Annotated in this window: 24 protein-coding genes and 1 riboswitch; of the genes, 7 read left to right on the top strand and 17 right to left on the bottom strand. The window is 48.0% G+C overall.

Translation table 11 applies throughout. The features are described from left to right. Window positions 1-11: 11 nt before the first annotated feature. Window positions 12-2,279 carry a ribonucleoside-diphosphate reductase subunit alpha gene (locus tag MKY22_RS12255; protein WP_023469117.1) on the bottom strand — a complete coding sequence of 756 codons (2,268 nt, stop codon included), beginning with the start codon at window positions 2,277-2,279 and terminating at the stop codon, window positions 12-14. A gap of 701 nt (window positions 2,280-2,980) precedes the next feature. On the opposite strand from MKY22_RS12255, the gene MKY22_RS12260 reads away from it, so the two are divergent. Genes MKY22_RS12260 through MKY22_RS12275 form a run of 4 tightly spaced genes read left to right on the top strand, consistent with a single transcriptional unit; the run spans window position 2,981 to window position 5,760 of the window. Further along, on the top strand, window positions 2,981-3,220 hold the full coding sequence (locus tag MKY22_RS12260; protein WP_023469118.1) for a NifU N-terminal domain-containing protein: 240 nt from the start codon (window positions 2,981-2,983) through the stop codon (window positions 3,218-3,220). A 56-nt stretch (window positions 3,221-3,276) separates the two neighbouring features. Further along, window positions 3,277-4,071 (top strand): glycosyltransferase family 2 protein, encoded by a 795-nt coding sequence (locus tag MKY22_RS12265; RefSeq protein ID WP_290779145.1) that lies wholly within the window; start codon window positions 3,277-3,279, stop codon window positions 4,069-4,071. A 4-nt stretch (window positions 4,072-4,075) separates the two neighbouring features. Then, a complete protein-coding gene (locus MKY22_RS12270) occupies window positions 4,076-4,573 on the top strand; it encodes an Lrp/AsnC family transcriptional regulator (RefSeq protein WP_023469120.1) in 498 nt (165 codons plus the stop codon). Beyond that, window positions 4,570-5,760, top strand: a complete 1,191-nt coding sequence (locus tag MKY22_RS12275; RefSeq protein ID WP_341088963.1) for an aminotransferase — start codon at window positions 4,570-4,572, stop codon at window positions 5,758-5,760. Before MKY22_RS12270 ends, MKY22_RS12275 begins: the two co-directional genes overlap by 4 nt. 253 nt (window positions 5,761-6,013) lie before the next feature. On the opposite strand, the gene MKY22_RS12280 is transcribed toward MKY22_RS12275, so the two are convergent. Both MKY22_RS12280 and MKY22_RS12285 read right to left on the bottom strand, forming a co-directional pair. After that, on the bottom strand, window positions 6,014-6,901 hold the full coding sequence (locus MKY22_RS12280; protein WP_341088964.1) for a MazG nucleotide pyrophosphohydrolase domain-containing protein: 888 nt from the start codon (window positions 6,899-6,901) through the stop codon (window positions 6,014-6,016). Then, window positions 6,867-7,052, bottom strand: coding sequence for a hypothetical protein (locus MKY22_RS12285; protein ID WP_290779135.1), 186 nt, complete (start codon window positions 7,050-7,052; stop codon window positions 6,867-6,869). The genes MKY22_RS12280 and MKY22_RS12285 overlap by 35 nt, the downstream gene beginning before the upstream one ends. Window positions 7,053-7,145: 93 nt before the next feature. On the opposite strand from MKY22_RS12285, the gene ytvI reads away from it, so the two are divergent. After that, window positions 7,146-8,270 (top strand): sporulation integral membrane protein YtvI, encoded by a 1,125-nt coding sequence (gene ytvI, locus MKY22_RS12290; RefSeq protein WP_341088965.1) that lies wholly within the window; start codon window positions 7,146-7,148, stop codon window positions 8,268-8,270. On the opposite strand, the gene MKY22_RS12295 is transcribed toward ytvI, so the two are convergent. The 3 genes from MKY22_RS12295 to MKY22_RS12305 are packed head-to-tail and all read right to left on the bottom strand — an operon-like array spanning window position 8,250 to window position 10,478. After that, window positions 8,250-8,918, bottom strand: a complete 669-nt coding sequence (locus MKY22_RS12295; protein WP_341088966.1) for a DUF429 domain-containing protein — start codon at window positions 8,916-8,918, stop codon at window positions 8,250-8,252. The two genes, ytvI and MKY22_RS12295, sit on opposite strands and share 21 nt — an antisense overlap. After that, window positions 8,899-9,069, bottom strand: coding sequence for a hypothetical protein (locus MKY22_RS12300; RefSeq protein ID WP_158513350.1), 171 nt, complete (start codon window positions 9,067-9,069; stop codon window positions 8,899-8,901). Before MKY22_RS12300 ends, MKY22_RS12295 begins: the two co-directional genes overlap by 20 nt. After that, a complete protein-coding gene (locus tag MKY22_RS12305) occupies window positions 9,066-10,478 on the bottom strand; it encodes a leucyl aminopeptidase (RefSeq protein ID WP_341088967.1) in 1,413 nt (470 codons plus the stop codon). The genes MKY22_RS12300 and MKY22_RS12305 overlap by 4 nt, the downstream gene beginning before the upstream one ends. 353 nt (window positions 10,479-10,831) lie before the next feature. Between MKY22_RS12305 and ptsP the strand changes: the two genes are divergently transcribed. Beyond that, on the top strand, window positions 10,832-12,556 hold the full coding sequence (gene ptsP, locus MKY22_RS12310) for a phosphoenolpyruvate--protein phosphotransferase (RefSeq protein WP_341088968.1): 1,725 nt from the start codon (window positions 10,832-10,834) through the stop codon (window positions 12,554-12,556). Between the two features lie 108 nt (window positions 12,557-12,664). Here ptsP and MKY22_RS12315 read toward each other — a convergent pair whose 3' ends face one another. From MKY22_RS12315 to MKY22_RS12340, 6 genes are all read right to left on the bottom strand, one after another. Continuing rightward, window positions 12,665-14,182, bottom strand: a complete 1,518-nt coding sequence (locus MKY22_RS12315; RefSeq protein WP_341088969.1) for an MDR family MFS transporter — start codon at window positions 14,180-14,182, stop codon at window positions 12,665-12,667. A 153-nt stretch (window positions 14,183-14,335) separates the two neighbouring features. After that, on the bottom strand, window positions 14,336-16,444 hold the full coding sequence (ptsG, locus tag MKY22_RS12320; RefSeq protein WP_341088970.1) for a glucose-specific PTS transporter subunit IIBC: 2,109 nt from the start codon (window positions 16,442-16,444) through the stop codon (window positions 14,336-14,338). A 129-nt stretch (window positions 16,445-16,573) separates the two neighbouring features. Then, window positions 16,574-18,097, bottom strand: coding sequence for a glucose-specific PTS transporter subunit IIBC (ptsG, locus tag MKY22_RS12325; protein WP_029342409.1), 1,524 nt, complete (start codon window positions 18,095-18,097; stop codon window positions 16,574-16,576). 217 nt (window positions 18,098-18,314) lie between these two features. After that, window positions 18,315-19,172, bottom strand: coding sequence for a glucose PTS transporter transcription antiterminator GlcT (gene glcT / locus MKY22_RS12330; RefSeq protein WP_023469132.1), 858 nt, complete (start codon window positions 19,170-19,172; stop codon window positions 18,315-18,317). 101 nt (window positions 19,173-19,273) lie between these two features. Continuing rightward, a complete protein-coding gene (locus MKY22_RS12335; protein ID WP_035406048.1) occupies window positions 19,274-19,591 on the bottom strand; it encodes a YuiB family protein in 318 nt (105 codons plus the stop codon). An 81-nt stretch (window positions 19,592-19,672) separates the two neighbouring features. Next, complete coding sequence (locus MKY22_RS12340) at window positions 19,673-20,884, bottom strand: NAD(P)/FAD-dependent oxidoreductase (protein WP_290779124.1); 1,212 nt, start codon at window positions 20,882-20,884, stop codon at window positions 19,673-19,675. Between the two features lie 243 nt (window positions 20,885-21,127). Here MKY22_RS12340 and MKY22_RS12345 point away from each other — a divergent pair, with 243 nt between their 5' ends. Beyond that, window positions 21,128-22,126: an NAD(P)/FAD-dependent oxidoreductase gene (locus tag MKY22_RS12345; RefSeq protein ID WP_290779121.1), complete on the top strand. Its 999-nt coding sequence runs from the start codon at window positions 21,128-21,130 to the stop codon at window positions 22,124-22,126. 247 nt (window positions 22,127-22,373) lie between these two features. Here the strand turns inward: MKY22_RS12345 and MKY22_RS12350 are convergent. The 5 genes from MKY22_RS12350 to MKY22_RS12370 all read right to left on the bottom strand — a co-directional run bounded on the left by MKY22_RS12350 (window position 22,374) and on the right by MKY22_RS12370 (window position 26,153). Next, a protein-coding gene (locus MKY22_RS12350) for an IS3 family transposase (protein ID WP_445298366.1) occupies window positions 22,374-23,722 on the bottom strand; the annotation gives its coding sequence in 2 pieces (ribosomal slippage) (window positions 22,374-23,263 and window positions 23,263-23,722; 1,350 coding nt in all). A 108-nt stretch (window positions 23,723-23,830) separates the two neighbouring features. Beyond that, window positions 23,831-24,322 (bottom strand): GNAT family N-acetyltransferase, encoded by a 492-nt coding sequence (locus MKY22_RS12355; protein WP_341088971.1) that lies wholly within the window; start codon window positions 24,320-24,322, stop codon window positions 23,831-23,833. Next, window positions 24,319-24,810, bottom strand: coding sequence for a GNAT family N-acetyltransferase (locus MKY22_RS12360; protein WP_341088972.1), 492 nt, complete (start codon window positions 24,808-24,810; stop codon window positions 24,319-24,321). Before MKY22_RS12360 ends, MKY22_RS12355 begins: the two co-directional genes overlap by 4 nt. Before the next feature lie 8 nt (window positions 24,811-24,818). Next, complete coding sequence (locus tag MKY22_RS12365) at window positions 24,819-25,685, bottom strand: NAD-dependent epimerase/dehydratase family protein (RefSeq protein WP_341088973.1); 867 nt, start codon at window positions 25,683-25,685, stop codon at window positions 24,819-24,821. 117 nt (window positions 25,686-25,802) lie between these two features. Then, window positions 25,803-26,153 (bottom strand): HesB/IscA family protein, encoded by a 351-nt coding sequence (locus tag MKY22_RS12370; protein WP_029342414.1) that lies wholly within the window; start codon window positions 26,151-26,153, stop codon window positions 25,803-25,805. A gap of 111 nt (window positions 26,154-26,264) precedes the next feature. Further along, window positions 26,265-26,407, top strand: a riboswitch (FMN riboswitch). The last annotated feature ends 73 nt before the right edge of the window (window positions 26,408-26,480 follow it).

The following is a 26,480-nucleotide window of genomic DNA, read 5'->3' on the forward strand; positions in this document are numbered from 1 at the left end:
TCCTCCTTATCTTATGATGAACACGATTCACATTCGTCGATCTCAACCGTCGTCGAACGCGTGTAGTAGATCGTCTTCATCCCGAGTTGCCATGCTTCCATGTGCATCTCGAGTAATTCTTTCGCCTTGACGTTATTTTTCACGTACAGATTGAAACTGATCGCTTGGTCGATGTGACGCTGACGCGAAGCATTTTGACGAATGCTCCATAGCTGGTCAATCTCAAACGCTGATTTATAGAACCAGTTCGTTTCCGGTGTCAAATCTGGAACAGTGACTGGAATCTTATAGTTTTTCTTCTCTTCCGAGTAAACTTTTTTGTAGATTGGATCAATCGATGCTGTACTACCCGCAATGATCGCCGTCGATGAGTTCGGTGCGACTGCCATCAAGTATGCGTTACGCATTCCATACGCCGTGATGTCGGCTTGGAGACGATCCCAATCGAGTTCATCCGTCGTTTTGTAGTGGCGACGTTTGATGTACTCTCCTGTTTGCCATTCCGAACCTTCGAAGAGACGGTACGCGCCCTTCTCTTTCGCAAGTTGCATCGACGCATCGATCGTCAAGTAAGCGATCTTCTCGTAAAGACGGTCTGCGTATTGTACCGCTTCGACCGATTCCCAACGGATGCCTTCGAGTGCGAGTAGATGGTGCCAACCGAACGTCCCAAGACCAACGGCACGGTATTTTTGATTCGTCAATTGTGCTTGCGGGACATCGATCGTATTCAAGTCGATGACGTTATCAAGCATCCGCATTTGAATCGGAATCAATCGCTCGAGGACGTCAGAACGAACTGCACGCGCAAGTGCGATCGATGACAAGTTACAGACGACGAAGTCCCCTGGTGTCTTCGTGACGATGATCTTACCGTCTTCCGTGTATTCTTCCGTCACGGTCGTCGGGCTCATGTTCTGCATGATTTCCGAGCAAAGGTTTGACGAGTAGATCATCCCTGCATGTTTATTCGGGTTCGCACGGTTAACGGCGTCACGGAAGAACATATATGGCGTCCCGGTCTCGAGTTGCGAACGCATGTAGCGTTTGACGAGATCGATTGCCGGAACTGTTTTTTTGCTGAGACGCGGTTCGTTGACACACGCTTCGTATCGTTCCGTGAAGCTGCCCCCTTGTTCCGTCTCATCGAAGTAATCTTCAAGGCTGAAGCCCATAACGGTACGAATTTCATGTGGGTCAAACAAATGCCAGTCTTCTCGTGCTTCGACGGCACGCATGAAGCGGTCCGGTAAGTTGACACCTGTGAACAAGTCGTGTGTCCGAAGTCGCTCATCCCCATTATTGAGCTTCGCGTCCAGGAATTCGAGGATATCTTTATGCCAGATGTCGAGGTACACCGCGATCGATCCTTGGCGCATACCGAGCTGATCGACGCTGACTGCTGTGTTGTTCAATTGTTTCATCCACGGGATGACACCGCTTGAGACACCTTTGAATCCTTTGATGTCTGAGCCGCGTGAGCGAATCTTACCCATGTAGACGCCGATGCCGCCGCCACCTTTAGAAAGTGTCGCCACGTCCGTATTCGAGTCGTAGATGCCGCGTAGCGAATCATCGACTGTATCGATGAAACATGAAGAAAGTTGACCGTAAGACTTACCAGCATTCGAAAGTGTCGGAGTCGCAACTGTCATGTAGAGATTCGACAATGCCCAGTAAGACTCTTTGACGAGTTCTAAACGACGTTCCTTCGGTTCGTTCTGCATCAGTGTCATCGCGATGACCATGAACCGTTCTTGTGGTAGCTCGTACAAGTTTTTGACGTGATCACGTGCGAGATACCGGTCTGCCAATGTTCGAAGACCAATGTATGTGAACAAGTGGTCGCGGGATGGATCGATCGTTGCCGACAGTTCGTTGATGTCTTCCTTCGAATACGCATCTAGTAAATGTTTCGTGAAGATGCCGATCTCTGTCAGTTTTTCAATCAGCGTATACAGCGAACCATACCGTTCTTCTGCTGCATATCCGCGATTTTCACCTGCTTCAAGGTATAACCGATTTAAGTAAGTCGCTGTCGCTACGAATGTCCAGTTCGGCTCTTCTGCCTTTAACATATCGAGTGCGTGCATCGTTAACAGTTCATAGACTTGATCGGCTTGTAGGGATTTTCCTTCAAGCGCTCGGATGGCACGTTCAGTATAGCGGTCGATATCAAGCTCCGGATACGTTTCCGTTGCTTGTCTAATCACGACATATACATCTTCTATTGTCATTGCACCCTTAAAGATGCGTGCTGTATTCAGTGGAGATGCCACTATGAACCACTCCTTCTGTTCGTAAAAATAAGTCGCCAGACGACATTACAGTTTTTAAAATTCATAAATAAATTTTTTTAAAATACAAAACAATTTATTTATATGAATTATAAATTTAAGTACCGCTACAAAGAGAACCCGTCATGACCGGATATATAGTGTTTTTATCACTATATATCCGGTCATGACGGTCTTTAAACACATTTCTCTATATATTGACCCTAATAAACTGTAATTCGTCTTCAAGATACAATATGTAGATTAAACGTAGATTTTTTTTTATACAAACCTTGACTTTTTTAAAGTGAGAGAGGATAGCGAAATACCGTTTTGCCTCTCCCCTTCACAGAGCGATTTAACGTCACATTAAGATATCATAAAATAAGAAAATATTTTATTTTCAAGTTCATTCGAACTGATTATGAACAATCGTTTTTTCACTTTTTTTATAACTGCCATAATCGTTTGTAATTCAAGTAAGTTTTTAGTTTAATATCAAAACAAAAAAAATCATTCGGGAATACTAAGTGAACAAAATGTATCCTTGAGATATCTGCTATACTAAACTTATTGAAAGTTTATAATCAAGTTAGATTACTCAAGCAAATTACTTTATTATAAACTGCTAAATTTCAAACTAATGATACTGAAAGTAATACCTATCATCTAAACATGGATGTACGTTGAAAGGAGCTTACCTCATGCAAGTCGATTACACACCAAATCCGAATTCCGTCAAAATCACGCTTGAAGAACAGCGCTTCGGTGCTAAAAGTACGAGTGTCAAAAAAGAAGATACACCTGAAGATGCGTTGCTCGCATCACTGATCGCCCTTGATGGCATCGACAATCTGTTCGCTTATGGCGACTTCGTGACGGTTACGAAAGAACCAGAAGCAGAATGGAACGAACTGCTACCACGTATTGAAGCAAACATGTAAAAAACCAGAAGACACCTGTTCCTGGACAGGTGTCTTTGTTCAAGGAGCGATCACTGATGCCAACCGTATCCATCATCATTCCGACGTATAATCGTCCTCGTGAATTAGCAGAAGCGCTAGAAGCATTGACGCGTCAACACTATCAAGACTTCGAAGTCATCGTCTTAAACAATAATGGAGACGATATCTCAGCAGTGACGGCTGCCTATCAGGACCGTCTTCAACTGACCTATGTCGCGTTACCTGAAAACCATCATGTTCGTGCTCGAAATCATGGTGTCACGCTCGCTTCCGGTCGGTATATCTTACTTCATGACGACGACGACCTCTTATTACCGAGTCACCTCGAAGAAGCGGTCGGCGATCTCGAAGCTGGTGCTGATCTCACCTATACGGACGCGGAACTCTTTACGTATCGCTGGGAAGGCGATCATCGGATCGCACTTGATTCTGAGCCGTTCGCATATCCGTACGATCCGGAGACGATTCGAGAAGACTCGACATATATTCCGTCCGGGTCGCTCTACCGTAAATCGCTCCACGATCAACTTGGTCTGTTTGACGAAGACGTCTTCAATTACTGGGACTGGGACTGGATTTTACGCGTCGGCAAGGATCATTTAATACTGCACCCGGCGCGCGCGACCGTCTTATATGCTTTCAATCCATCAGGTAATCATGAATCCGCACGTCAGGATGCAGCGCGACGCGTCTTTTTTGAACGCCTCGTTGAAAAACACCAACTTCCGACAAATGAAATGAAGAACTTCCATATCGTCCAGGCTGAGCGACGCGAACGATTGCGCCAGACCCGCCGTACCTTCAATGGTCAATTGACAGAAAGTGAGTGATCCCATGTACACCGAAAAACAACTCGAATTATTAGCATTATTAACACAAAATGGTCCGATGGACTTGGACTTGCTTGCGCAAATGCTCGACTGGGAAGCGTCAGAAGTAGCCGCTTCGATTGAGACATTCAAACGCGACGGTGTCCTACTCGGTTACACTGCTGTCATCGACTGGCAAAAGATTCATGCCCATCATGGCGTGACGGCTTTCATCGATGTCAAAGTCACACCGAAACGTGGACGCGGTTTTGACGAGGTAGCGGAGCGGATCCATCGTTTCCCGGAAGTGACGTCCCTCTATTTGATGTCAGGCGCATATGACTTACAAGTCGTTCTTGATGGCAAATCGCTACAAGAAGTCTCTCAATTCGTCTCGGAAAAATTATCGACGCTCGACTCCGTCATCTCGACGACGACCCATTTCCGCTTGAAGACCTACAAGCACGACGGTGTCCTCTTCAGTCAGGATGATGACGACAAACGATTGAAGGTGTCTCCATGAAGTCTCTATCTGAACGTGTCGAACAGCTAGCCCCATCCGGCATCCGTCGTTTCTTTGATTTAGCAGGATCGATGGAAGATGTCATCTCCCTTGGTGTCGGCGAACCTGATTTCGTCACGCCATGGAATGTTCGCGAAGCGAGCTTCGCAGCACTCGAACAAGGCTATACAGCGTATAGTGCCAACGCCGGCTTACTAGAACTACGTCAAGAAATTGCAACTTACATGCAAGAAAAATTCGCTATCTCCTATTCAACGACGGAAGAGATCATCGTCACGACCGGTGCCTCAGAAGGACTCGACCTTGCGTTTCGTAGTTTGATCAATCCAGGAGATGAAGTCATCGTTGTTGAACCGGCATTCGTCTCGTATGCCCCTTTGATTGAACTTGCTGGAGGCATTCCCGTCGCTGCTGCGTGTCACGCAGAAGATGGTTTTGCGATTCAACCGGAAACGATCGAACAGTTGCTAACAGATAAGACGAAAGCGATCATTTTCTGTTTCCCATCGAATCCGACAGGCTCGACGATGTCGCGTGATCAATTAGCGGACCTAGCGTTACTCGTCCAAAAGCATGATCTATATGTCATCAGTGACGAGATCTATGCGGAACTTTCCTACGAAACGGAAGCGATCTGCTTCGCGACCCTTCCCGGAATGCGGGAGCGGACGATCATCATCAACGGCTTCTCGAAAGCCTTCGCGATGACAGGCTGGCGGCTTGGTTTCACTTGTGCACCACCTGCAATCACGCAATCGATGCTGAAGGTCCATCAATACGGCATGATGTGTGCCCCGACACTCGTTCAATTCGCGGGCATTGAAGCACTGCGTTCTCGTCATAAGACGGTCCCTGACATGGTGACGAGTTATCGGCAACGCCGGAACTACTTCGTTAAGGCGCTAAACGATGCGGGTCTTCCGACACACTTACCAGGTGGCGCTTTCTATGCCTTTCCGTACATCGGTCATACCGGACTGACGAGTGAACAGTTTGCTGAGCAACTGCTACTCGCTGAGCGCGTCGCCGTCGTTCCAGGATCTGTCTTCGGAGCAAGCGGTGAAGGTTATGTCCGGGCAAGTTATGCAAGTTCGATTGAACAACTCCAAGAAGCGATCGCTCGCATTCAGCGCTTCATGAAAAAATGGCAGACTCAAGATGAGGCAGCATCGTCTCGTTCACATTAAAAATAAAAGGTTGACTCAAAAGTCAATCTCCACAAGATAAGGGTAGCAGAATGATAATCTGCCACCCTTATCTCGTAACAAAAAGAATAACCCGTCACACGCCACTCCTACAGGAAAAAGCGCATTTGCGCTGTCAGAGACAATCAAGACCCGCTTTCCTGCTTGAATGAAGCAGGAAAACTGGCTTGTGTCTCGCCTGAGGAAAGGGCGTGAAAAGACGTGTCATTCTTTTTTGAGTCAGTCCCTTATTTATTTAATCGATATAGAGAACAAGGAACATCCGATGATCGTCTTCTGCGTGATACGGCGAGATCGGACCGAGTTGTGGCGCAAAGACTTCTAAGCGATACGGTGAATCCTTGAAGTCAAGCGGTGTCCGCTCTTTGATCAAGCGTCCCATTTCGTCCGCTAGTTCTTTCACTTCAACCAAACTACGCGAGCGTTCCATCGGTGCTTCGAAGACGAATGCCTCGATCCCCTCAATCGACGCACATCGGAGGAAACGCCGGAGTGACGGCAATGCTGCTTCCATGTTATCCTCGATCGTTTGGTTCTCCTCGTACACAGGGGCTCCCCAGAGGCGTGCCTCGCTTCCTGTCGCACTTCGGAAATGATCAATCGTCTCTTCCGTGATGGGATCACGCGTCAACGCGAAGCGTGTTTTATCCCGCTTCAGATTCTTTTCATTCGTCCGGTCGATTTCTGTCAGTAAATCCAGTTGAAGTGGTCGTGCTAACCGAAACAATTCGCGTTGCAGACGTGCTAAGGAATGACCAATCGGAACAATCGTATCTTTCGCTTTCGGCGGTTTATCGCCTTCATATCCGTTCATGACACGTGCGATTTGTCCGGCCTCATGCACGAGTCGATAAAACGAACCGTCTTGATCATCGTTTGCTGTATCAAGCGTCTCATGCTGTGTTGCAAGATCCGCCACGTATTGATTCGCAAGGCAGGTCGAGATCATCAAGACATCGACCAGCTCCAAGCGAAGGGCTTCTAAATCATTTTGTTCCAGTGCTTCACCGACCTCACCGACTTCTTCCGTCAGGCGTGCGAGACCAGACAACGGTCGAAAATAACCGCCGAGTGAGCGAATCGTCGCATCAACCTTTTGTTGCAGTGTCTTCATCTGTTCCATCGGTCTGACCCTCCACGATTGCCTGGCGTACGTGCATTTCTGTCTCCTGTTTAACGTGTTGCGTAAATGCCTGGTTTTTCTTCCATTCCCGGATTACGACAGATGTCGCAGCAATCAACGCAGCAATTAGTCCAATTTCTCTTTTACGCATCGAGATCTCCTCCTTTTGAATGACTCGTAACCTATCTAAACATGATATGATGATATCAATTAATTCTACATAATCCAGTAAGAGGTGTTGCTTGTGTCGACTGAACGTCTTTGGCAAATGGCCCGGTTCCTGACGGTGATCTTCGCCTTCTTAGTTGGTGGATGGTTACTCATCCGCCTATCGTCCATTTTGTATCCGTTTGTCTTTGCGTTTCTGCTTGCCCTTTTGAGTCGACCACTCGTCGATTTTTTCCAAAAGCGGTTACGAATCACTCGCGGATGGGGTGCGTTGTTGTCCATCATTTTGATCAGTGGCTTATTAGTTGGTTCGCTCGCCTTGATCATCATGCAGTTAATACGTGGTCTTGTGTTCGTCGCCAATCAATTACCGGCGCAAATTCAAGAGTTAAGCCTGTATTTTCAAAAGCTGTACAACGAAAAACTGGCACCCATCTGGAACGATGCTTCGGAAGCCTTACGTTCACTGGAACCATCGCAACAAAATACGGTTCAAAACAGTATCCAATCCCTCGGTAGTTCACTTGCGAGTGCGATTGGCGAAGGATCAAAAAGTATCGCCATGATGTTGCAGACGATCCTTGCGACATTACCATCGATTGCATTGATTTTCGTCATCGTCTTACTTGCCTGGTTTTTCATCGCAAAAGATTGGCACCGGTACGAGATGCGATTGAAACGTTATGAGATGCTCCCTTGGTTCGCTCGTTTCGAGTCGGTCTTCCTGAGCTTACGATCTGCCTTATTCGGCTATCTCAAAGCACAGCTCACCTTGATCACGATCACGTTCTTCATCGTCTTGATCGGTTTGTTCATCATTGGTGTCGAGCATCCGTTTGCAGTTGCGTTTATTGCTGCCTTTTTTGATATTTTACCGTATCTCGGTACCGGTTCCGTCTTCCTGCCTTGGATCACCTACTCGATCATCACGGGCGATACGACTCTTGCAATCGGACTCGGTATTCTCTACGCCCTCGTCATTCTTCAACGCAACATCATGGAACCAAAAATCGTCGGCGACAACATCGGGATTCAACCGATCACGGCATTGATCGCGCTGTTCGTCGGAATTCAATTCTTCGGTGTCTTCGGACTGATTCTCGGACCATTGATCGCTGTCATCTTAAAAGCACTCTACAACGCCCAGATTTTCCATTATATCTGGGACTTCGTCAAAGGATCACCCACACCATTTCGGTGAGGGTGATTTTTTTGGTACAGCCGCATGTAACGGATATCCTTCCGTATCCACTGGTCGACTCGCCGGCAAGTAATCACATGGGAAACGGGCACCTGTCGCAAGCAGACAAGCGTCGAGCCAATCATCGATCGCAACATGCGGCTGACGCTGTTCCCAAAGCGGAGGGCAATCAAAACGCTCGAGCAATTCAATCCGTTCCGCAATGCCTTCGGTCGTCTTCTTTGAAAAACGTGCCGGATGACCGGCGAGTCGCGCGAAACAGACTTCCGGATGTGCTTCGATCATCTCCGTTCGATATACGCTGCGGACTTCTCGGATTTTCGGTAAGAGGTACCATGCTTGTTTCGAAAGCCCGATCCCCGCATGTTGTTTGGCTAAATCATTTGCTTCCATATAGGTAGAAGCTGTCAGCGCACTAAGGAACGGTGCATTAAAGACACTGCTCGTCCGCCCAGGTCGTAGTTCCTGTCGCAATAACTGATCCGTTTCGCGTCGTCCTTCCGTTAAACCAATCGGCATGTCGATCCAAATCCGGTCAGCTCTAGGAATATTTGCAAGCGTCGGTTCGACCGATCCCGTGTAACGACCGTTTTCGTACATAACGACGACCCACCCCGCCTTTGCCGCATCAATTCCGATGACGTGCATTCGTCTTCTCCCGGAAAGAACGCAGTAGTGATAAGACGGTGAAGATACCGATGAACGTCGCGAGACCGAGCGATAGACGATCACGCGCATCCAAGTACCAGACGACGGCAAGAATCGTCAACAAGACACCGAGTAAATTCCAGCGTCTCATTTTTCTTGCTCGACGAATCGATACAGACTACGAACCATGACACCCGTTGCTCCTTTTGGACCAATCTCAGACGCTTGATTCTGTTCCGATGTTCCCGCGATATCGAGGTGCAACCATGGTGTGTCACCGACGAATTCACCGACAAACGCACCACCGAAGATCATATGTCCCATGCGTCCTGGTGAGTTGTTCAAGTCTGCGACTTCCGAACGGCGGACTTGTTTAATGAACGCATCGACATACGGCATTTGCCAGACCATCTCATTCGTCTCTTTCGTCACCTGTTCAAAGCGTTCGTAAAGTGACGCATCGTTCGTCAACGCACCTGTGATTTCTGTTCCAAGCGCGACAAGGACACCACCTGTCAACGTTGCGAGATCGATGATCGCTTTGGGTTGATACTCTTTGACGTACGTGACTGCGTCAGCGAGGACAAGCCGTCCTTCCGCATCCGTGTTCAAGACTTCAATCGTTTTTCCTGCCATCGACGTGATGACATCATCCGGCTTGAAGGCATCCCCTGAAATCATATTGTCCGTTGCCGGAATGACACCGATGACGTGAACATCTGGCTTCAGTTGACCGAGTGCTTCGAATAAGCCGAGAACGGCTGCTGCGCCCCCCATATCACCTTTCATTCCGACGATCCCGTCTTTCGGTTTGATGGAATAACCACCTGTATCGAACGTGACGCCCTTCCCGACGACCGCGATCGGTGCTTCTGCTGATCCTTTATATTCAAGGACGATCAATTTCGGTGGAATGACGGATCCTTGGTTGACAGCAAGCAAGGCGCCCATCCCGAGTGCTTCCATCTCTTCCTTATCGATGATCCGGAGATCATGCCCATGACGTTCCGCGATGAAACGTGCTTCGTCGGCAAGCGCTGGCGCCGTCAAAAGATTCCCGGGCATCGTTACGAGACGACGCGCTAAGTTCGTCGCTTCACCTAAGACCGTACCACGAAGGACGGCTTCGTCATCAGAAGGTAAGACCGTCAGTTGTAACGTGTACGCTTTCGAAGGCGACGTCTTATAATGTTTGACCTCATATGTAGCGAGGGTGAATGTCTCAGCAATCAGCTCGACTGGTTGCCCTGGGAATGTTGTTGCATCAACTGTGACATGTTCTAAGCGACGTGCTTTGACATGCTGTGCCGCTTTTCCGAGCAAGCGACGTAACTCGTCTTGTGAGAGCTGATCGACTTTCCCGAGCCCGACGAACAGCACACGCGCGATGTCGCCCGTTAATGTTGGCAATAGACGCAGTTCTCCGCGTTTCGTTGAGATATCACCTTGGCGAACCCACTCTTCTAGTTTGTCACCATACAGTGCTTGTAACCGTTCATCGAGCGGTTGATTTCCAGAAATCCCGACAACGAGTACATCTACGGATTGATTCGTTTGCATATAAAACTCCCCCTTTGACTAGTATCTATTAGTATGAAGTGTTTTCAGTCATTTTCCAACTGATAGCCTCTCGACTTACCGCAAACGCTTTCACTACTTCTGTTCGACAATTTGTCGAAATGCTTGGTTTCAAACAATTGTTGCCCGTTTCACAATATGATAGGATTATACAGGTGAAATGTTGAGACACTTCAAGAAACGATGCGTTTGCTGTTCCGGGAAATGTCTACGTTTTCATTCAAGGGAGAGTGCGCAGAAGGCTCGTTAAGAGAGAGGCGTTTATGGGTATCTATAGATAGCTAAGAAACGAAGTCGTCGCGTTAAAAAAACTTACTGAAAAGAGGGTAATGCACATGGCACAACATATCAAGGGAATTGGCGCTTCTGCAGGGATCGCGATTGCAAAAGCATTCGTGATGGAAACACCGGTCTTTGAGATTCCATCGCACAAAATCGAGGATGCAGCTGCGGAAAAAGAACGTTTCCAAGCGGCAATCGCAAAATCGAAGACGGAACTCGAAGTCATTCGTGAAAATACCTTACAAGAATTAGGTCCAGATAAAGCGGAGATCTTCTCGGCTCACCTTCTCATCTTAGAAGATCCGGAAATCGTCAGTCAGGTGAACGCAAAAATCGAGGACGAGCAAGCAAATGCTGCAAAAGCACTCGATGAAGTCGCAAACATGATGGTCATGATTTTCGAATCAATGGATAACGAATACATGCGCGAACGTGCAGCAGACGTTCGTGACGTCACAAAACGGACGATGGCTCACCTTCTCGGTATCACGTTCGTCACTCCAGCTCAAATCAATGAAGAAGTCATCATCATCGCGGAAGACTTGACTCCTTCAGATACAGCTCAATTGAACCGTAAATATGCTAAAGGTTTCGCAACGAACATTGGTGGCCGGACATCGCACTCTGCCATCATGTCACGTTCACTCGAAATCCCAGCAGTCGTCGGTACAAAAGTCGTCTTGACGGATGTTAAACACGGCGATCTCATCATCCTTGACGGTGCAGAAGGTGACGTCATCGTCAACCCAAGCGAAGAGCAGGTGGCTGAGTATGAAGCAAAACGTGCAGCATACATCGCACAAAAAGAAGAGTGGAAAAAACTCAAGAACGAAAAAACAATGACGGCAGATGGTCATCACGTCGAGCTCGCTGCAAACATCGGTACACCAAACGATGTCAAAGGCGTTTTGGATAACGGTGCAGAAGCAGTTGGTCTCTACCGTACGGAATTCCTTTACATGGATGCAGAGACGTTCCCAACGGAAGACGAGCAGTTCACAGCTTACAAAACGGTTCTCGAGTCAATGGGCGATAAAAAAGTCGTTATCCGGACACTTGATATCGGTGGCGATAAAGAATTGTCGTACCTTGATCTCCCACACGAGATGAACCCGTTCCTCGGTTACCGTGCGATTCGTCTCTGTCTCGATCAAACAGATTTGTTCCGTACGCAATTACGCGCACTTCTTCGTGCGAGTGCATACGGTAAACTGGCTGTCATGTTCCCGATGATCGCAACGATCGAAGAGTTCCGTGCTGCAAAAGCACTTCTCCTTGAAGAGAAAGCAAACCTCCAAGCTGAAGGCGTCACGGTATCGGAAGACATCGAAGTCGGTATGATGGTCGAGATTCCAGCAACAGCGGTCATGGCTCGTCAGTTCGCAAAAGAAGTCGACTTCTTCTCTGTCGGAACGAACGATTTGATTCAATACACGATGGCAGCAGACCGGATGAACGAAAAAGTATCATACCTGTATCAACCGTTCAACCCAGCGATCTTGAACCTCTTGAACAACGTCATCACTGAAGCACACAAAGCAGGCAAATGGGTCGGCATGTGTGGTGAGATGGCAGGAGAAGAATTGGCTCTTCCAATCCTTCTTGGTCTTGGTCTCGATGAGTTCTCGATGTCAGCATCATCTGTCCTTCGCGCACGTAGCTTGATGACACGCCTCAACAAATCAGAGTGTGAAGCAATCGTTGAGCAAGTACTCGATATGGATACGGCAGAAGAAGTCGTCGACTTCCTCAGCACGACATTCGACATCAAAAAATAAGTGTTGTCAGACGAATCTGGAGCAATCCAGGTTCGTCTTTTTTTGTCTAATTCAACAAAAAAACAACGCCCCTTTTTAATAAGAAAGAAGACGTTGTTAAAACGGTGATTATTGAACTTGTTTCTTCTTCGCTGGCGTTGCTTGTTCCGACAGAATCGGACGCTCATTCCCCATCAAGAAGATAAAGATGACACCGAGTACTGCTGGAATCAACGCCCAGAAATAGACGGTTGAGATTGATTCTGCAAGCGACGTCTTGATTGCTGTCGCAACTTCTGGTGGCATCTTCGCAAACGCATCAGCCGTTGGGAACTGTCCACCGGACGGCGCTCCGTCTTGCGGCAACCGATCCGTTACAGCCGACGTGAACGTCCGTGATTGAATGATTCCGAGAACCGTGACACCAAGCGTCATCCCGATTGTCCGGAATGTCGAGCCCATCGAGGTCGCTGCGCCCCGACGTTGCATCTCGATGCCATTGATACTCGCTAGATTCAACAGAGAGAAACTAAAGCCGACACCGAAGCCAAGAATGATCATATAAATCGTTACCGCTGTCCGCGATGTCTCAAGCGTCATCGTACTAAGGAGATAGACACCGAGTAGGAAGAAGACCGCCGAGACGATCATGACGTTCCGGAATCCAAACTTGTTCGGCAACTGTCCACCAAGTTGCGCCGAGATGACTGAAGCGATCAACATCGGCATCAGGATCAGACCGGAGTTCGTCGCACTGCCACCAAAGACACCTTGCACGAAGATTGGAATGAATACACTCGCCGAGATAAAGACGAATCCATAAAAGAACGCCACGCCCTGTGTTGCTGCAAATAAACGACGGCGGAACAGGCTGAACGTAATGACGGGATCCGCAGCACGTCGTTCAGCAAATGCGAAGGCAAGGAACGCGACGAGTGCTGCTCCGAACAGACCAAGAATTTGTGGCGAAGACCACGCATATTCCTTCCCACCCATTTCAAGTGCGAGTAAGAATAACACTAGTCCAGCGACAAGCGTCAAGGCACCGACATAGTCGATTTTCTGCGTCCGGTGAATCGGTGATTCCTGATAGAAGACCGTCACAAGACCAAGGGCAATCAAACCAAGTGGAATATTAATGTAAAACACCCAGCGCCAGTCGAGGGAATCCGTCAATAACGCCCCAAGCAATGGTCCGAAGATACTCGAGATACCGAAAACTGCTCCGAACAACCCACTGACTTTCCCCCGTTTTTCCGGCGGGAAGATATCAAAGATGATTGTAAAGGCAATCGGCATCAACGCCCCACCACCAAGTCCTTGCAAGGCACGATAGGCAGACAATTCAATGATCGAGTCTGCCATTCCACATAAGATACTCCCGATCATGAAGAGGAGCATTCCAAAGAGGAAGAAGCGTTTTCTTCCATACATGTCACTCAGTTTACCGAAGATCGGCATCCCAGCAACGGTTGCGATCATGTAAGCCGACGTGACCCATGCATACTGATCAAACCCATTCAGTTCAATGACGATCGTCGGCATCGCTGTCGCAACGATCGTGTTATCCATCGCCGCGACTAAAATCCCAATCAATAATCCGATGACGACAGGTGTCGTATTTGTTTTTGTTGTAGTCGAAGACATCGACGCACCTCATTTCTCAAAAAATTAGCTAACTCTTATAATAGCTAACTCATTGTATCATCATATGTGCAAAATCTCATTATCAAATGTGCTCTGTGATCATTTCACACAAAAAAGACGGATCGCTCAGGGCGATCCGTCGCTTTTTCTTCTTTACTCTACTCGATACGAAATCGCTTCTCCGGCTTCGACCGTCCGTCCGACATCAACGTCGACTTTTCGATCGCCGCTGTTCGTGACGATGATCGGCGTCAGTAATGATGGTACGAGTGGTCGTACTTGTTCAAGATCGACATTGAGAAGTGGTGTCCCCGGTTCGACACGATCGCCGGCTTTCGCCAACGCCTCGAATCCTTTTCCTTCGAGTGACACCGTATCAATACCGATGTGGATTAAGATTTCATCTCCATTATCCGCAAGAATACCGATCGCGTGTTTCGTTGGGAAGAACGTCGTGATCTCACCAGAAACCGGAGAGACGACATATCCTTCCGTTGGTTCGATCGCATATCCGTCACCCATCATGCGACCGGAGTAGACTTGGTCCGGTACATCATCGAGAGAACGAATGATACCGCTTAGTGGTGCAACATATCCATCTTCAGGCACGTAAGCCCCGCCACGATCCCCAGCGAGTGGACCGGTATCTGCTGTAGTTCCAGAAGTCCGTGCTTCGTCTCCCGTTGGAACTTGTGGAATTGGATCTGCTTCTGGTGTCTCTTTCGGTTTATAGTTTGGATCTTTCATGATGTCTGCCATCTCTGTCTTGATCCCGTCGGATTTCGGTCCAAAGATCGCCTGGACGTTATCTCCGACTTCAAGAACACCGGCAGCGCCAAGTTCTTTCAAGCGCTCTTTGTTGACGCCTGATTTATCATTGACCGTAATCCGCAGACGCGTGATACAAGCATCTAAATGTTTAATGTTTGATGGACCACCGAATGCTTGTAGAATTTCATACGGAAGATCGCCTGCTTGTGCCGTTGAGGTAACGGCACCTTCTTTAATCGCTTCGCGTCCCGGAATCTTTAGATCAAACTTCGTGATGACGAAACGGAATCCAAAGTAATAGATGACGGCGAAGACAAGACCGACTGGAATGACGAGCCACCACGAGGTTCGGTTCGGTAGAATCCCGAATAACGTGTAGTCAATCAATCCACCGGAGAACGTCATCCCGATCTTGACGTTCAGTAAATCCATGATCATGAATGAAAGACCAGCAAAGACGGCGTGAACGGCAAACAAGAGTGGTGCAACGAAGACGAAGGAGAACTCGACTGGCTCCGTGATACCAGTCAGGAAAGAAGTCAACGCAGCTGAGAAATAAAGACCTTCGACGGCTTTACGACGATCTTTTGCGACCGTGTGGTACATCGCAAGACAGGCTGCTGGCAGACCGAACATCATGAATGGATACTTCCCGGTCATATATGTCCCTGCCGTAAATGGTACACCGTCCTTCAACTGTGCGAAGAAGATCCGCTGATCCCCATTGATGATTGTTCCGGCTTTATCCGTATATTCCCCGAACTGGAACCAGAAACTTGAGTACCAGATATGGTGAAGACCAAACGGAATCAATGAACGTTCGACGAGTCCAAAGATAAAGGCAGACAACGGTTCGTTCGCTTCGATGATTGTTTTCGAGAACGTATTGATACCTGTTCCAATCGGTGGCCAAATGTACGATAAGGCAAATCCGGCGACAAGACTAAATAAGGCAGTTGCAATCGGAACAAAACGTTTCCCTGCGAAGAATCCGAGGAAATCAGGCAGTTTGATTTTAAAGAATTTATTATAACTGTACGCTGCTATCAAACCGGCAATGATCCCTCCAAATACCCCCATTTGCAAGGTCGGTATCCCGAGGACCGTCGCATACGACAAGTCACTCGCTTTCTGTGCTTCCGTGATTTTTTCTGGTGTGATCTGTAAGAATGAACTGATGACCTTGTTCATGATCAAGAAACCGACGATGGCTGCTAGACCGGCAACCCCTTCCCCATTCGCAAGACCAATCGCGACCCCGACGGCAAACAGTAACCCAAGGTTCGCAAAGATGATGTCACCCGCATCCTGCATGACCCGCCAGATGACGACTAGCGAATCGTTCTCGAGGAACGGTAAATATTGCGTCAAGTTCGGGTTTTGAAACGCTGTCCCGAACGCGAGCAATAGCCCCGCTGCCGGCAAAATCGCTACCGGTAACATCAGGGCCTTACCGATCCGCTGTAAGACACCAAACACGTTTTTCCACATGCGTATATTCCCTCCTTTTTTTAAACAAACTACTTAGTTCATACCCTAAAATATTCTAGCGCAAAACGATTCTAAAAGATTTTTCCAAAAAAAATGAGCCCTTCCGCAGAAGGACTCACTCTAAAAACTTTAGACTGTTTTTTCTTGTTTACGTGATGCGATGACGGCTTGGATTTCAGACTTGATGTTGTCTGATTTCGGTCCGTAGATCGCTTGAACGTTGTTACCAACTTCAAGGACACCAGCAGCACCTAATTTTTTCAACTCATCTTTGTTGACTTTCGATTTGTCGAGAACTTCGACACGAAGACGTGTGATACATGCATCCAAGTGTTTGATGTTCGACTCTGAACCGAGTGCATCAAGGATACCTTCAGCGAGTTCAGAACCTTGAGCAGATGAAGTCTCTTGCGCTGCATCTTCACGACCTGGAGTTTTCAGGTTGAACTTGCGGATTGCGAAACGGAATCCAACATAGTAGATGACAGAGAGTGCAAGACCGACGACGATGACGAGCCACCACTGCGTGCGTCCTGGAAGAACACCGAAGAGAAGGAAGTCAATCAAACCACCAGAGAATGTCATACCGATCTTAACGTTCAACAATTGCATCGTCATGAACGAGAGACCTGCGAAGACTGCGTGAACTGCGAACAAGATTGGAGCAACGAACAAGAACGCGAATTCGATTGGCTCTGTGATACCTGTCAAGAATGCTGTAAGTGCTGCTGATCCAAGAAGACCACCAACGACTGCACGGCGCTCAGGACGAGCTTCGTGGTACATAGCAAGAGCTGCTGCTGGAAGACCGAACATCATGAACGGGAATTTACCAGTCATGAATGTACCAGCAGTTAATTCAACGTTATCTTTCAATTGAGCGAAGAAGATCGCTTGGTCACCACGAACGACATCACCTGCTGCATTCGTGTACGAACCGAATTCGAACCAGAATGGTGCATAGAAGATGTGGTGAAGACCGAATGGAATCAACGAACGTTCGATGAGACCGAAGACGAATGCTGCGAGTGTTGGGTTTTTCTCCATCATGAAGTGGGAGAATGTGTTCAATCCGTCCTGTGCGAACGGCCAAACGAATACAAGTACAAGACCTGCGAACAATGAAACGACAGCAGTGACGATTGGAACGAAACGTTTACCAGCAAAGAATCCGAGGAACTGCGGCAATTCGAGATTATGGTACTTCCCGTACGCCCAAGCTGCAATCAGACCGATGATGATACCACCGAATACCCCAGTTTGAAGTGTTGGGATACCGAGTACGTTTGCATACCCTTGACCGTTAGCAACCATTTCTGGTGTAACGCCGAGCCAAACGCTCATTGTTTTGTTCATGATCAAGAATCCGACGATTGCCGCAAGTCCGGCTGCGCCGTCCCCTGCAAGACCAATCGCGACACCGACCGCGAATAAGAGTGCTAAGTTACCGAAGATGATATCCCCGGCTGCTTCCATCAATTTTGCAACCTTGATGATTGCATCATTTTTTAAGAACTCGAGTTTTGACGTCAAGTTCGGATTTTGCATCGCGTTACCGAATCCGAGTAGGATACCGGCAGCTGGCAAAATCGCTACAGGAAGCATCAACGCTTTACCGACACGTTGAAGAACAGCAAAAATCTGTTTGAACATGTGTGTTTCCTCCTTTTCCTGTTAAGAGCGAAGTATGATGAATAATGCCAATGATTGAGACGAAAAAAGTCAGACATCTGACCGATTTTTTACAGAAAAAAATCAGGCACGAGCGGATTGTAGACAATAGACTTATCCCGTTGCATAACGGAAATAAAGCTTCTTGCCCGACATCCCACTCATGCCTGATCGTATCAGTAACACGTAGTCCGTGCGGTCATTTACCTGAATCGTACTGCACTAAGCGTTGCAGATGCATCGTAAGATACGTCGCCTCACCGCGCGGTACCGCTTTCTTCAACTGACGTTCCATGATGGACATCAGCTCCCAAGCAGTATCATAGCATAGCGGATATTCTTCACGCAATAGCTTTTCTACTTTTTCTGGAGCCTCTAGATACTCCCCATTGGAAACCCTTTCAATCGCTGAACGAAGGTGCCGAATCAGACGCTTGTAATCAAGCGATTTTCGGTCGATTTTAATCTCCAGTCGCTGTTCGATATGACTAGCAATTAAACCGACGAGCTGATGATGGCGGTTAACTTCAAGTACGTCTTTGAAGTTCGTCGCAGAATGAATATGAAGTGCGATGAACCCTGTCTCGGCTGGAGGCAGGTAAAAATTCATCTCGGCACTGATGAACTCGACGATTTCTTCTGCAAGTGCGTACTCTTCCGGATACAAGGCTTCCGTTTCGGCAAGAAACGGATTGGTGACTTCCATTCCTTGTTCCAGTCGTTTGAACGTAAACGTCAAATGATCCGTTAATCCGATATGGATATGTTCATCGACTTTTTTCCCGAACCGTGTCTCGATCATTGAAACGATTTCATTCATCAACGCGATGAAATTTTCATCGAGGTGACCGACGAGCGCCTTATATTGATCCTGTTCTTCTTTATCCTTCAACGTGTAGACTTTTTCCAACTTGTCGAGATCTGTCAGTTGATCGCCTGGCTTCCGACCGAAGCCAATCCCTTTCGCGAGGATAATGACTTCCTGATTCGCACCAGTTGAACAAATGACGACATTATTATTCAATACCTTGATAACGTGGTACATTTGTTTATCCATTCGCTCTCAACCCAATCTGCTCTTACACATTTATTTAAAGACATTGTTTTTATTATAACGGTTTTTCAAGCACGAAAAAAGCCTACTTACTCAAGTAGACTTTAAAACATTTGGTAACCGCTCTTACGCAAGAAGCGAATCGATAGACCGGCGATGATGATTCCAGCAAACCCAGCTGCGAACATCGTGATATCCGCTGCCTGCAGTCCAGCAATCCGGTCCCCAAGATTCGGAATCGCTTCACGAGCATTCGTGAAGTATTCGAGCGTCGATTGGTTGTCGATCATCATGATGAGGATGATCGGATAGAGTACGAGCATCACCCATGTACTCCGCAACAACATGTTTAAGATGAATCCGATACTAAAGAACATGACGAGATAAAGCACACTCCCGATCACGGCTTGAATGATATGCATACTGTTCCCCCTTTGAATCTCTTCTAGTATAACCGACAAAAAAGGCAAATGCACGAGTGTACATTTGCCTAAAACGTGAACTTAGAACTTCCCTTTTTTGATCGCAAGACCAAGTTTTTTCAGTTCAAAGAAGTGTTTGTTGTCGATGACTTTTTTCATGAACGATGCGTTACGACCGTAAATCTTCTTGCCGAAGACCATGCCGATACCATCTTTATGACCAAGTGAAGCAACCGTTCCTTTGTTCTCGTACGTGAACGTCGATGTTTGACGACCCGCGATGAGTGCTGCGATGTTCTCAGCGACTTTGTGTGCTTGTTGTGTCGCGATTTGTGCAGTCGGTGGGTACGGACGGTTCGAACTTGGATCCATGACTGCTGAACAGTCACCGATCATGAAGACGTTATCGTGTCCTGGAACACGAAGATCTTCTTCGACGACGACACGGTTACGCATCGCTTCGAAACCAGATGCTGCAACGACAGGGTTACCGCTGACGCCACCAGTCCAGATGATCGTGTTCGCTTCAATCGTCTCAGTCGTGTCGCCTTGAAGCGGACCGAACGTGACGCTTCCTGGTCCACATTCCTTGATGCCGTTACCGAGTTTGAACTCGACGCCTTGGCGCTCAAGCCATTTGTGTGCGTAGTTGACGAGATCAGCATCGAATCCTGGAAGGACTGTCGGTGCTGCCTCGATGTTAACGACACGAACGAGTTCGCGTGGGATATCATATTGTTTGCACAGTTCTGGAATACGGTTGACGAGCTCACCCATGAACTCGATTCCTGTGAATCCAGCACCACCAACAACGATCGTCAAGAGTGAACGATCTTGTGATCCTGTTGTTTTGTACTGTGCGAATGAGTAATCGATATGTTCCTTGATTTTACGGGCGCTGTTCAACGAGCTGATCGTCAGAGCGTGTTCCTTCAATCCTTTGATACCGAATGTTTCAGGAACGCCACCGAGAGCAACGACGACGTAATCGTAAGGAACTGTTCCGCCATCTTGTAAGAGAACCGTTTTAGCAGCCGTGTCGACTTTCTCAACGATACCTTTGACAAGTTTGACGCGTGACGGGTTGATGACATCATTGATGTAGATGCGTGCTTGCTCCGCAGACATCGTACCTGCAGCTGGTTCATGCAACCAAGTTGTTTGGTAATGATAGTCGTGTTTATTAATCAACGTGATGTTCGCTTGATCGACGCCGAGTTTCTTTTGAAGGTTGACTGCTGTGATCAATCCACCGTAGCCCGCTCCAAGAATAACAATGTTAGGTGTGTTCATGTTCTGATACTCCTTACGAATCGTAGTTTTGTTGTGATTTTCTTCACATTCAATTACAGACGAATGCTCAAAAATTTTGTTCAAATAATGTTCACATGTCTATAAGCCTATTGAAACACTTTTCAGGAATGATTGCAAAAGAAAAATGTAATTTCCCTTAAAAAAATGTGAGATGTTCCGTACTTGCACCTTCACCCCCTACTTCCTATATAATGGACCTATCCAACGCTAGGAGGGAATCAGATGCACCAACCATATGATGTCACGATCATCGGCGGCGGTCCGGTCGGACTGTTCACCGCGTTTTATTCAGGGATGCGCCAGATGAAGACGAAGGTCATCGAGAGTCTACCTCAATTAGGTGGTCAACTCGCTACGCTTTATCCTGAAAAATATATATACGATATTGCCGGTTTTCCGAAAGTAAAAGCTCAGGAACTGGTTGATCGGTTGCTTGAACAAGCGAACGAATTCGATCCGACCTATGTACTCGGTGAGACCGTCATCGCTTATGAACGGATGGATGATGGGATCATCCGCCTCGTCACGAACAAAGGCGAGCATTATACGAAGACCGTCATCTTGACGGCAGGAAACGGCTCGTTCGCGGCACGTCCACTCGGCGTCGCTGACGCAGAACGCTTCGAAGAAACGAACTTACACTATTTCGTCAACGATATGGAACGTTTCAAGGATCGCCAAGTCGTCTTACTTGGTGGCGGTGACTCAGCAGTTGACTGGTCATTGATGCTTGAGCCGATCGCAAAATCCGTCACGCTCGTCCACCGTCGTGATAAGTTCCGTGCCCATGAACATTCGGTCGAATTGTTACACGATTCGTCCGTCAACGTCATGACGCCGTATACACTTGAATCAGTTACAGGTGAGTCGCACATCGAGACGCTGACGTTCAAACATGCTGAAAGTGGTGAAGTCGTCGTCGTCGCTGCGGACGACGTCGTCTGTAACTTCGGCTTCGTCTCGTCACTCGGACCGCTCAAAGAATGGGAAGTCGAATTCGAACGCAATTCGATTCGTGTCAATTCGAAGATGGAGACTGCGATTCCGGGCGTCTTCGCTTGTGGTGATATCGCAACTTACGAAGGACGCGTCAAACTGATCGCAACGGGCTTCGGTGAAGCACCAATCGCCGTTAACCAAGCGAAACTTCTTGTTGATCCATCTGCTCGTCACCCGCAACACTCGACGAGTCTGTTCGAAAAAGTAACGAATCATTCTTGATCAGTCACTTGACAGTCCATCTTTACGGACCGATCCAATATTCTCGCTTTCCTCAGGCGGGAGATAAGCCGAGGTATCCCGCACTCCGTGCGGCTTTCCGGGTCTTATCTATCCCTGACGGAAGCACATAACATGCTTCTTTTTCCTGTAGGAGTCGAGAATATATGATTTCGCCCGTATCATGAATAATAAAGAACCTTCCAGATCAGCTGAACTGAACCAAAAAAGTTAGACAATAAATAATTTGTCAGGCGACCTTGAGGACCTGAGTCCGGTATTCAACCGGGCTCAGGTTTTTTAGTCGTCTCTTGATACGACGATGGTTATAGTACTCGATGTAACGCTCGAGCTCACATTTGAAGTGGTCCATGTCATCGAACTCCTTGAGATACAGGAGCTCTGACTTGAGCACGGCGAAGAAGCTTTCGATGGCTGCGTTGTCGAGACAGTTGCCCTTACGGGACATGCTTTGCGTAATGCCGTGCTCGTGGAGCGTACCAGTGAACGCTCTGTATTGATAATGCCACCCTTGATCGGAATGAAGGATTGGGCGCGCCTCTCCGTCGAGCTTCCCGATTGCCTGATCTAACATTTCGCCAACGAATCGATATGTAGGACGGTCCGATAGGGTATAGGCGATGATCTCACGGTTTCCCAAGTCCATCATCGGAGAAAGGTAGAGCTTCTCTCCGAACAGGTGAAATTCAGTGACGTCAGTCACCCATTTCTGGTTCAGACCGGTGGCCTTGAAGTCACGTTGAAGAAGATTCGGTGCGACCTTTCCGACCCGTCCTTTATAGGAGCGGTATCGCTTCATGCGGACGAGACATTTGAGACCGAGTTCGTTCATGAGACGGCGCACGGTCTTCGGATCGTGCCGGAAGCCCTGGCGTTCGAGAAGTGCGTGGATGCGACGATAGCCACATCGTCCTTCGTGTTCGTGGAAGAGGGTATGGATGGCCGCCTTCACTTCCGCATACTTGTCTTCGCCCGTCAGGCGCGTCCGCCAATAGTAATAAACGCTTCGTGCCATACCGAGCACGCGGAGGAGTCCCGGAACGGGATAGATTGATCGCAATTCATCGATTACTTGTGCCTTGATCCGGTTCGTCGCGCATTCTCTTCTTGAACCAAGGCTTTCAATTTTTTTAACGCAGCGTTCTCCATCTCGAGATACTCGATCCGCTCTTTGAGCTTCTCGACTTCTGTCATCTCTTCAAATTCCTTCTTCTTGCGTCTCGCCATCGGGGCACGTCCTTTCGGTCTGGCGACCAGACCTGCGGTCCCTTCCCGATCATACGTCGATCGCCATCTCGAGATCATCCCCGGGGAGGAAATTCGGTATTTTACGGCCGTCTCTCTATTGGACAGCTTATTGGTCGCCATGTCGTTTAATACCTCCAGTTTAAATGCCAGCGAGTGTGTTGTATAGGAAGGATCGAAGATCGTTTCCCCCCAACGCTCATAGAGACGTGACCACTCACGGACCAGGTTATGCGCTATCCCGAATTCTTTCGCCACACCTCGGTATCCGTCTCGTCCTGTTAGATAACGCTCAGCGACTTGGACTTTAAACGCCTTTGTATATTTGACCATAAAAAACACCCCATAAAAGTTGGATTTTATGTCCAACTTTTATGGGGCAGTTCACAGCTTCTGGAAGGTTCTTTATTTGTTCGTAGCTCTCGCAATGTATTCATCAGTCTATCTCGTTCTTAGTTGGATAGGCATCCGATAAACCCGTTTCACGAGTTCCACTCCACCACGCTCAATCATCGATTCTTTGAAGACCTGACCACCGAATCGTTCGTAAAACTGGCACGCCGGATTATCCCGCAAGACAGAAACCTGCATTGCCTCGTATTCCGCCAAGTCCTCGATGATACGTTGAAACAATGCCTTCCCGAGCCCCTGCCCTTGAGAAGCTCGCAAAACATAAATCGCGTAGAGTTCTCCTTCACGCGCATCCCTTCGATTTGGTCCACCTTGCGCAAAGCCAACGACTTCGTCTTCTAACTCCACAACATACACACGCTGATCGATTAACGCCTGCTCCCATTGTTTCGTCCGTTTCTCGTAAGACAACTGTGCTAAATAAGAATCAGGGATGATCCCTTGATACGTCTCCCGCCAGGCATCGATATGAACGCGCGCAATGGTCGACGCATCTTCAAGACGTGCTTCACGAATTCTCATAACGGGATAATGAAGCGACGTGTCTCGCGTCCATTGCGAACAGTTGGTTCGATTTCCTGTCCGCCGTTCGCTAAGATGACACGACGTGATGCGAGATTATCAACACCACACGTCAATAGCACTTGATCAAGTCCACGCTGACGCGCTTCTTCAAGCGCAAGCTGAAGACCTGTCGTCGCATACCCTTTCTGACGCTCGGATGGTCGGATCCCGTATCCGATATGTCCGCCGTACAACTTCAAGTTCTCCGTCAAATCATGCCGGAAGTTCAGTGCACCGACAATTCGTTGTCCATCAACCATCCAGTACGTCGAATGCGTGACAAGACCTTCTCTGACTCTCGTTTCCATTTCTTTAAGCTCCGCGAAATAGGTAGCGAGCGGTTCATACGTATCCCCGACCGCTTCCGGTACGATCGTTTCGCCTGACTCTCGCCAGTCTTCTAAAAAGGCGCGGTACTCCGTTTCCCACGCAAGAGTTGGTTTCATCAACTGCATCATTGGTGATTGCGCACCTCCTCTTCAATCAAACGATCGAGCCAGTCATCGATATGTTGAAACAGATAGCCCGCTTCTTTCGCAGCTGTCGTATCCATATAGAAATCGCGTTCTGGCGCAAGTGGCGATTCATCCTCTCCTTTTGTGACGATTTGGCTCGTCGTTCCCGCAATACGGTCGATTTTATCCATCAGGTCTTGAATCGATAGGACGCCGTCACTCGCAGCGTTGATCGGTCCTGTCAATTCCGAACGACCACACCACTCAAGAAAGGCAGCGGCTTCGTAACTTGAGATGTAGCCCATCTTCGCATAGTTGTTTTCAGCGATAATCGGACGACCGTCAAGCGCGCGTTTGATATGGAAGACAAGTCGTTCCGTATAATCGTCTGGTCCGAGGACAACAGGAAAACGAATGGCAACGACAGGGAAGGTCGCACGTTGGAAGAAATAACTCTCCGCTTGGCGTTTCCCTTCGCCATACCCATGTTCCTTCTCAAGATCATATTTCCCGGGAAACGGATTGTAGGCGCGTTCCGAAATATTCGCACCACCGTCTTCATAGACAGACATCGTCGACGTCAACACGTAGCGCCCGACTTTCCCTTCAAACGCGTCAATCGCAAGTTTGGCTTGATACGGCGTGAAGCAAATGTTGTCATAGATGACATCCCAGTGCTGTTGGCTTAAATCCTTCATCGTACTACTTGACGTCCGGTCTCCTTTGAAAAATGTCAAGCCCTTCGCGACTGGTGGCGTATGCTCACCGCGTGTGACGATTGTCACGTCATCCCCCGAATCGGCTAAGCGAATTGCAAGCCGGCGTCCGAAATAGCGCGTTCCCCCGAAAATCAATACTTTTCTCATCCTGAAGCCCTCCCTGTTCGTAGTAGCATTCACTCTCTTAATATTTCGAGTCAACGGAACAGGTCTCCTGTATGCGGACAATAAAAAAATCGTGGACGATGTCCACGATTGGATTCATTAACAGCCACCCGGTGTCCCGGCATTCGTTGCCGTCCGGAACGAAGTCCCGCAACCGCATGTTGCGATGGCATTCGGATTCGTGATCGTGAATCCGCCGCCGAGCATCGACTGTTTATAATCGATTTCCAGTCCTTTGACGACCGGATAATCTTTTTCGTCCACGATGACGGTCACGCCGTGCTGTTCGAAAACGAGATCCGTTTCTTTCTGTTGGTCGAATCCCATTCCGTACGACAGACCACTACATCCACCACCTTGGACGAGCATCCGAAGATTCCGTTCATCTGCTGGTGCCTGCGCCATCATGTCCTGGACTTGTAGCGCTGCTGCCTCCGTTAAATGGATCATGTCATCACCTTCCTTTTCTTTAGTATACGCAACTTCTGAGCGAATCGAAACCTAGTTGCTTGAAACTATCTTGAATTCGTTGTATAAATGGTATGTACAACAAAATAATCGTTCCATCTTCAGGGCAGGGTGAAATTCCCGACCGGCGGTAAACAACTCTTCTTGAGTTGAAGCCCGCGAGCGAATAGGGCGCTATTTGCTGATTCTGTGTAATTCAGGAGCCGACAGTACAGTCTGGATGGGAGAAGATGGCGGCATGAGTTTGAATTTGATCGATTTTTGCAACAATCGATTAGGTTTATTTAATGCGGACTTCTCCCCTGTTGA

Origin of the sequence: Exiguobacterium sp. FSL W8-0210, from assembly GCF_038006045.1 — a bacterium.
Taxonomy (GTDB): domain Bacteria; phylum Bacillota; class Bacilli; order Exiguobacteriales; family Exiguobacteriaceae; genus Exiguobacterium_A.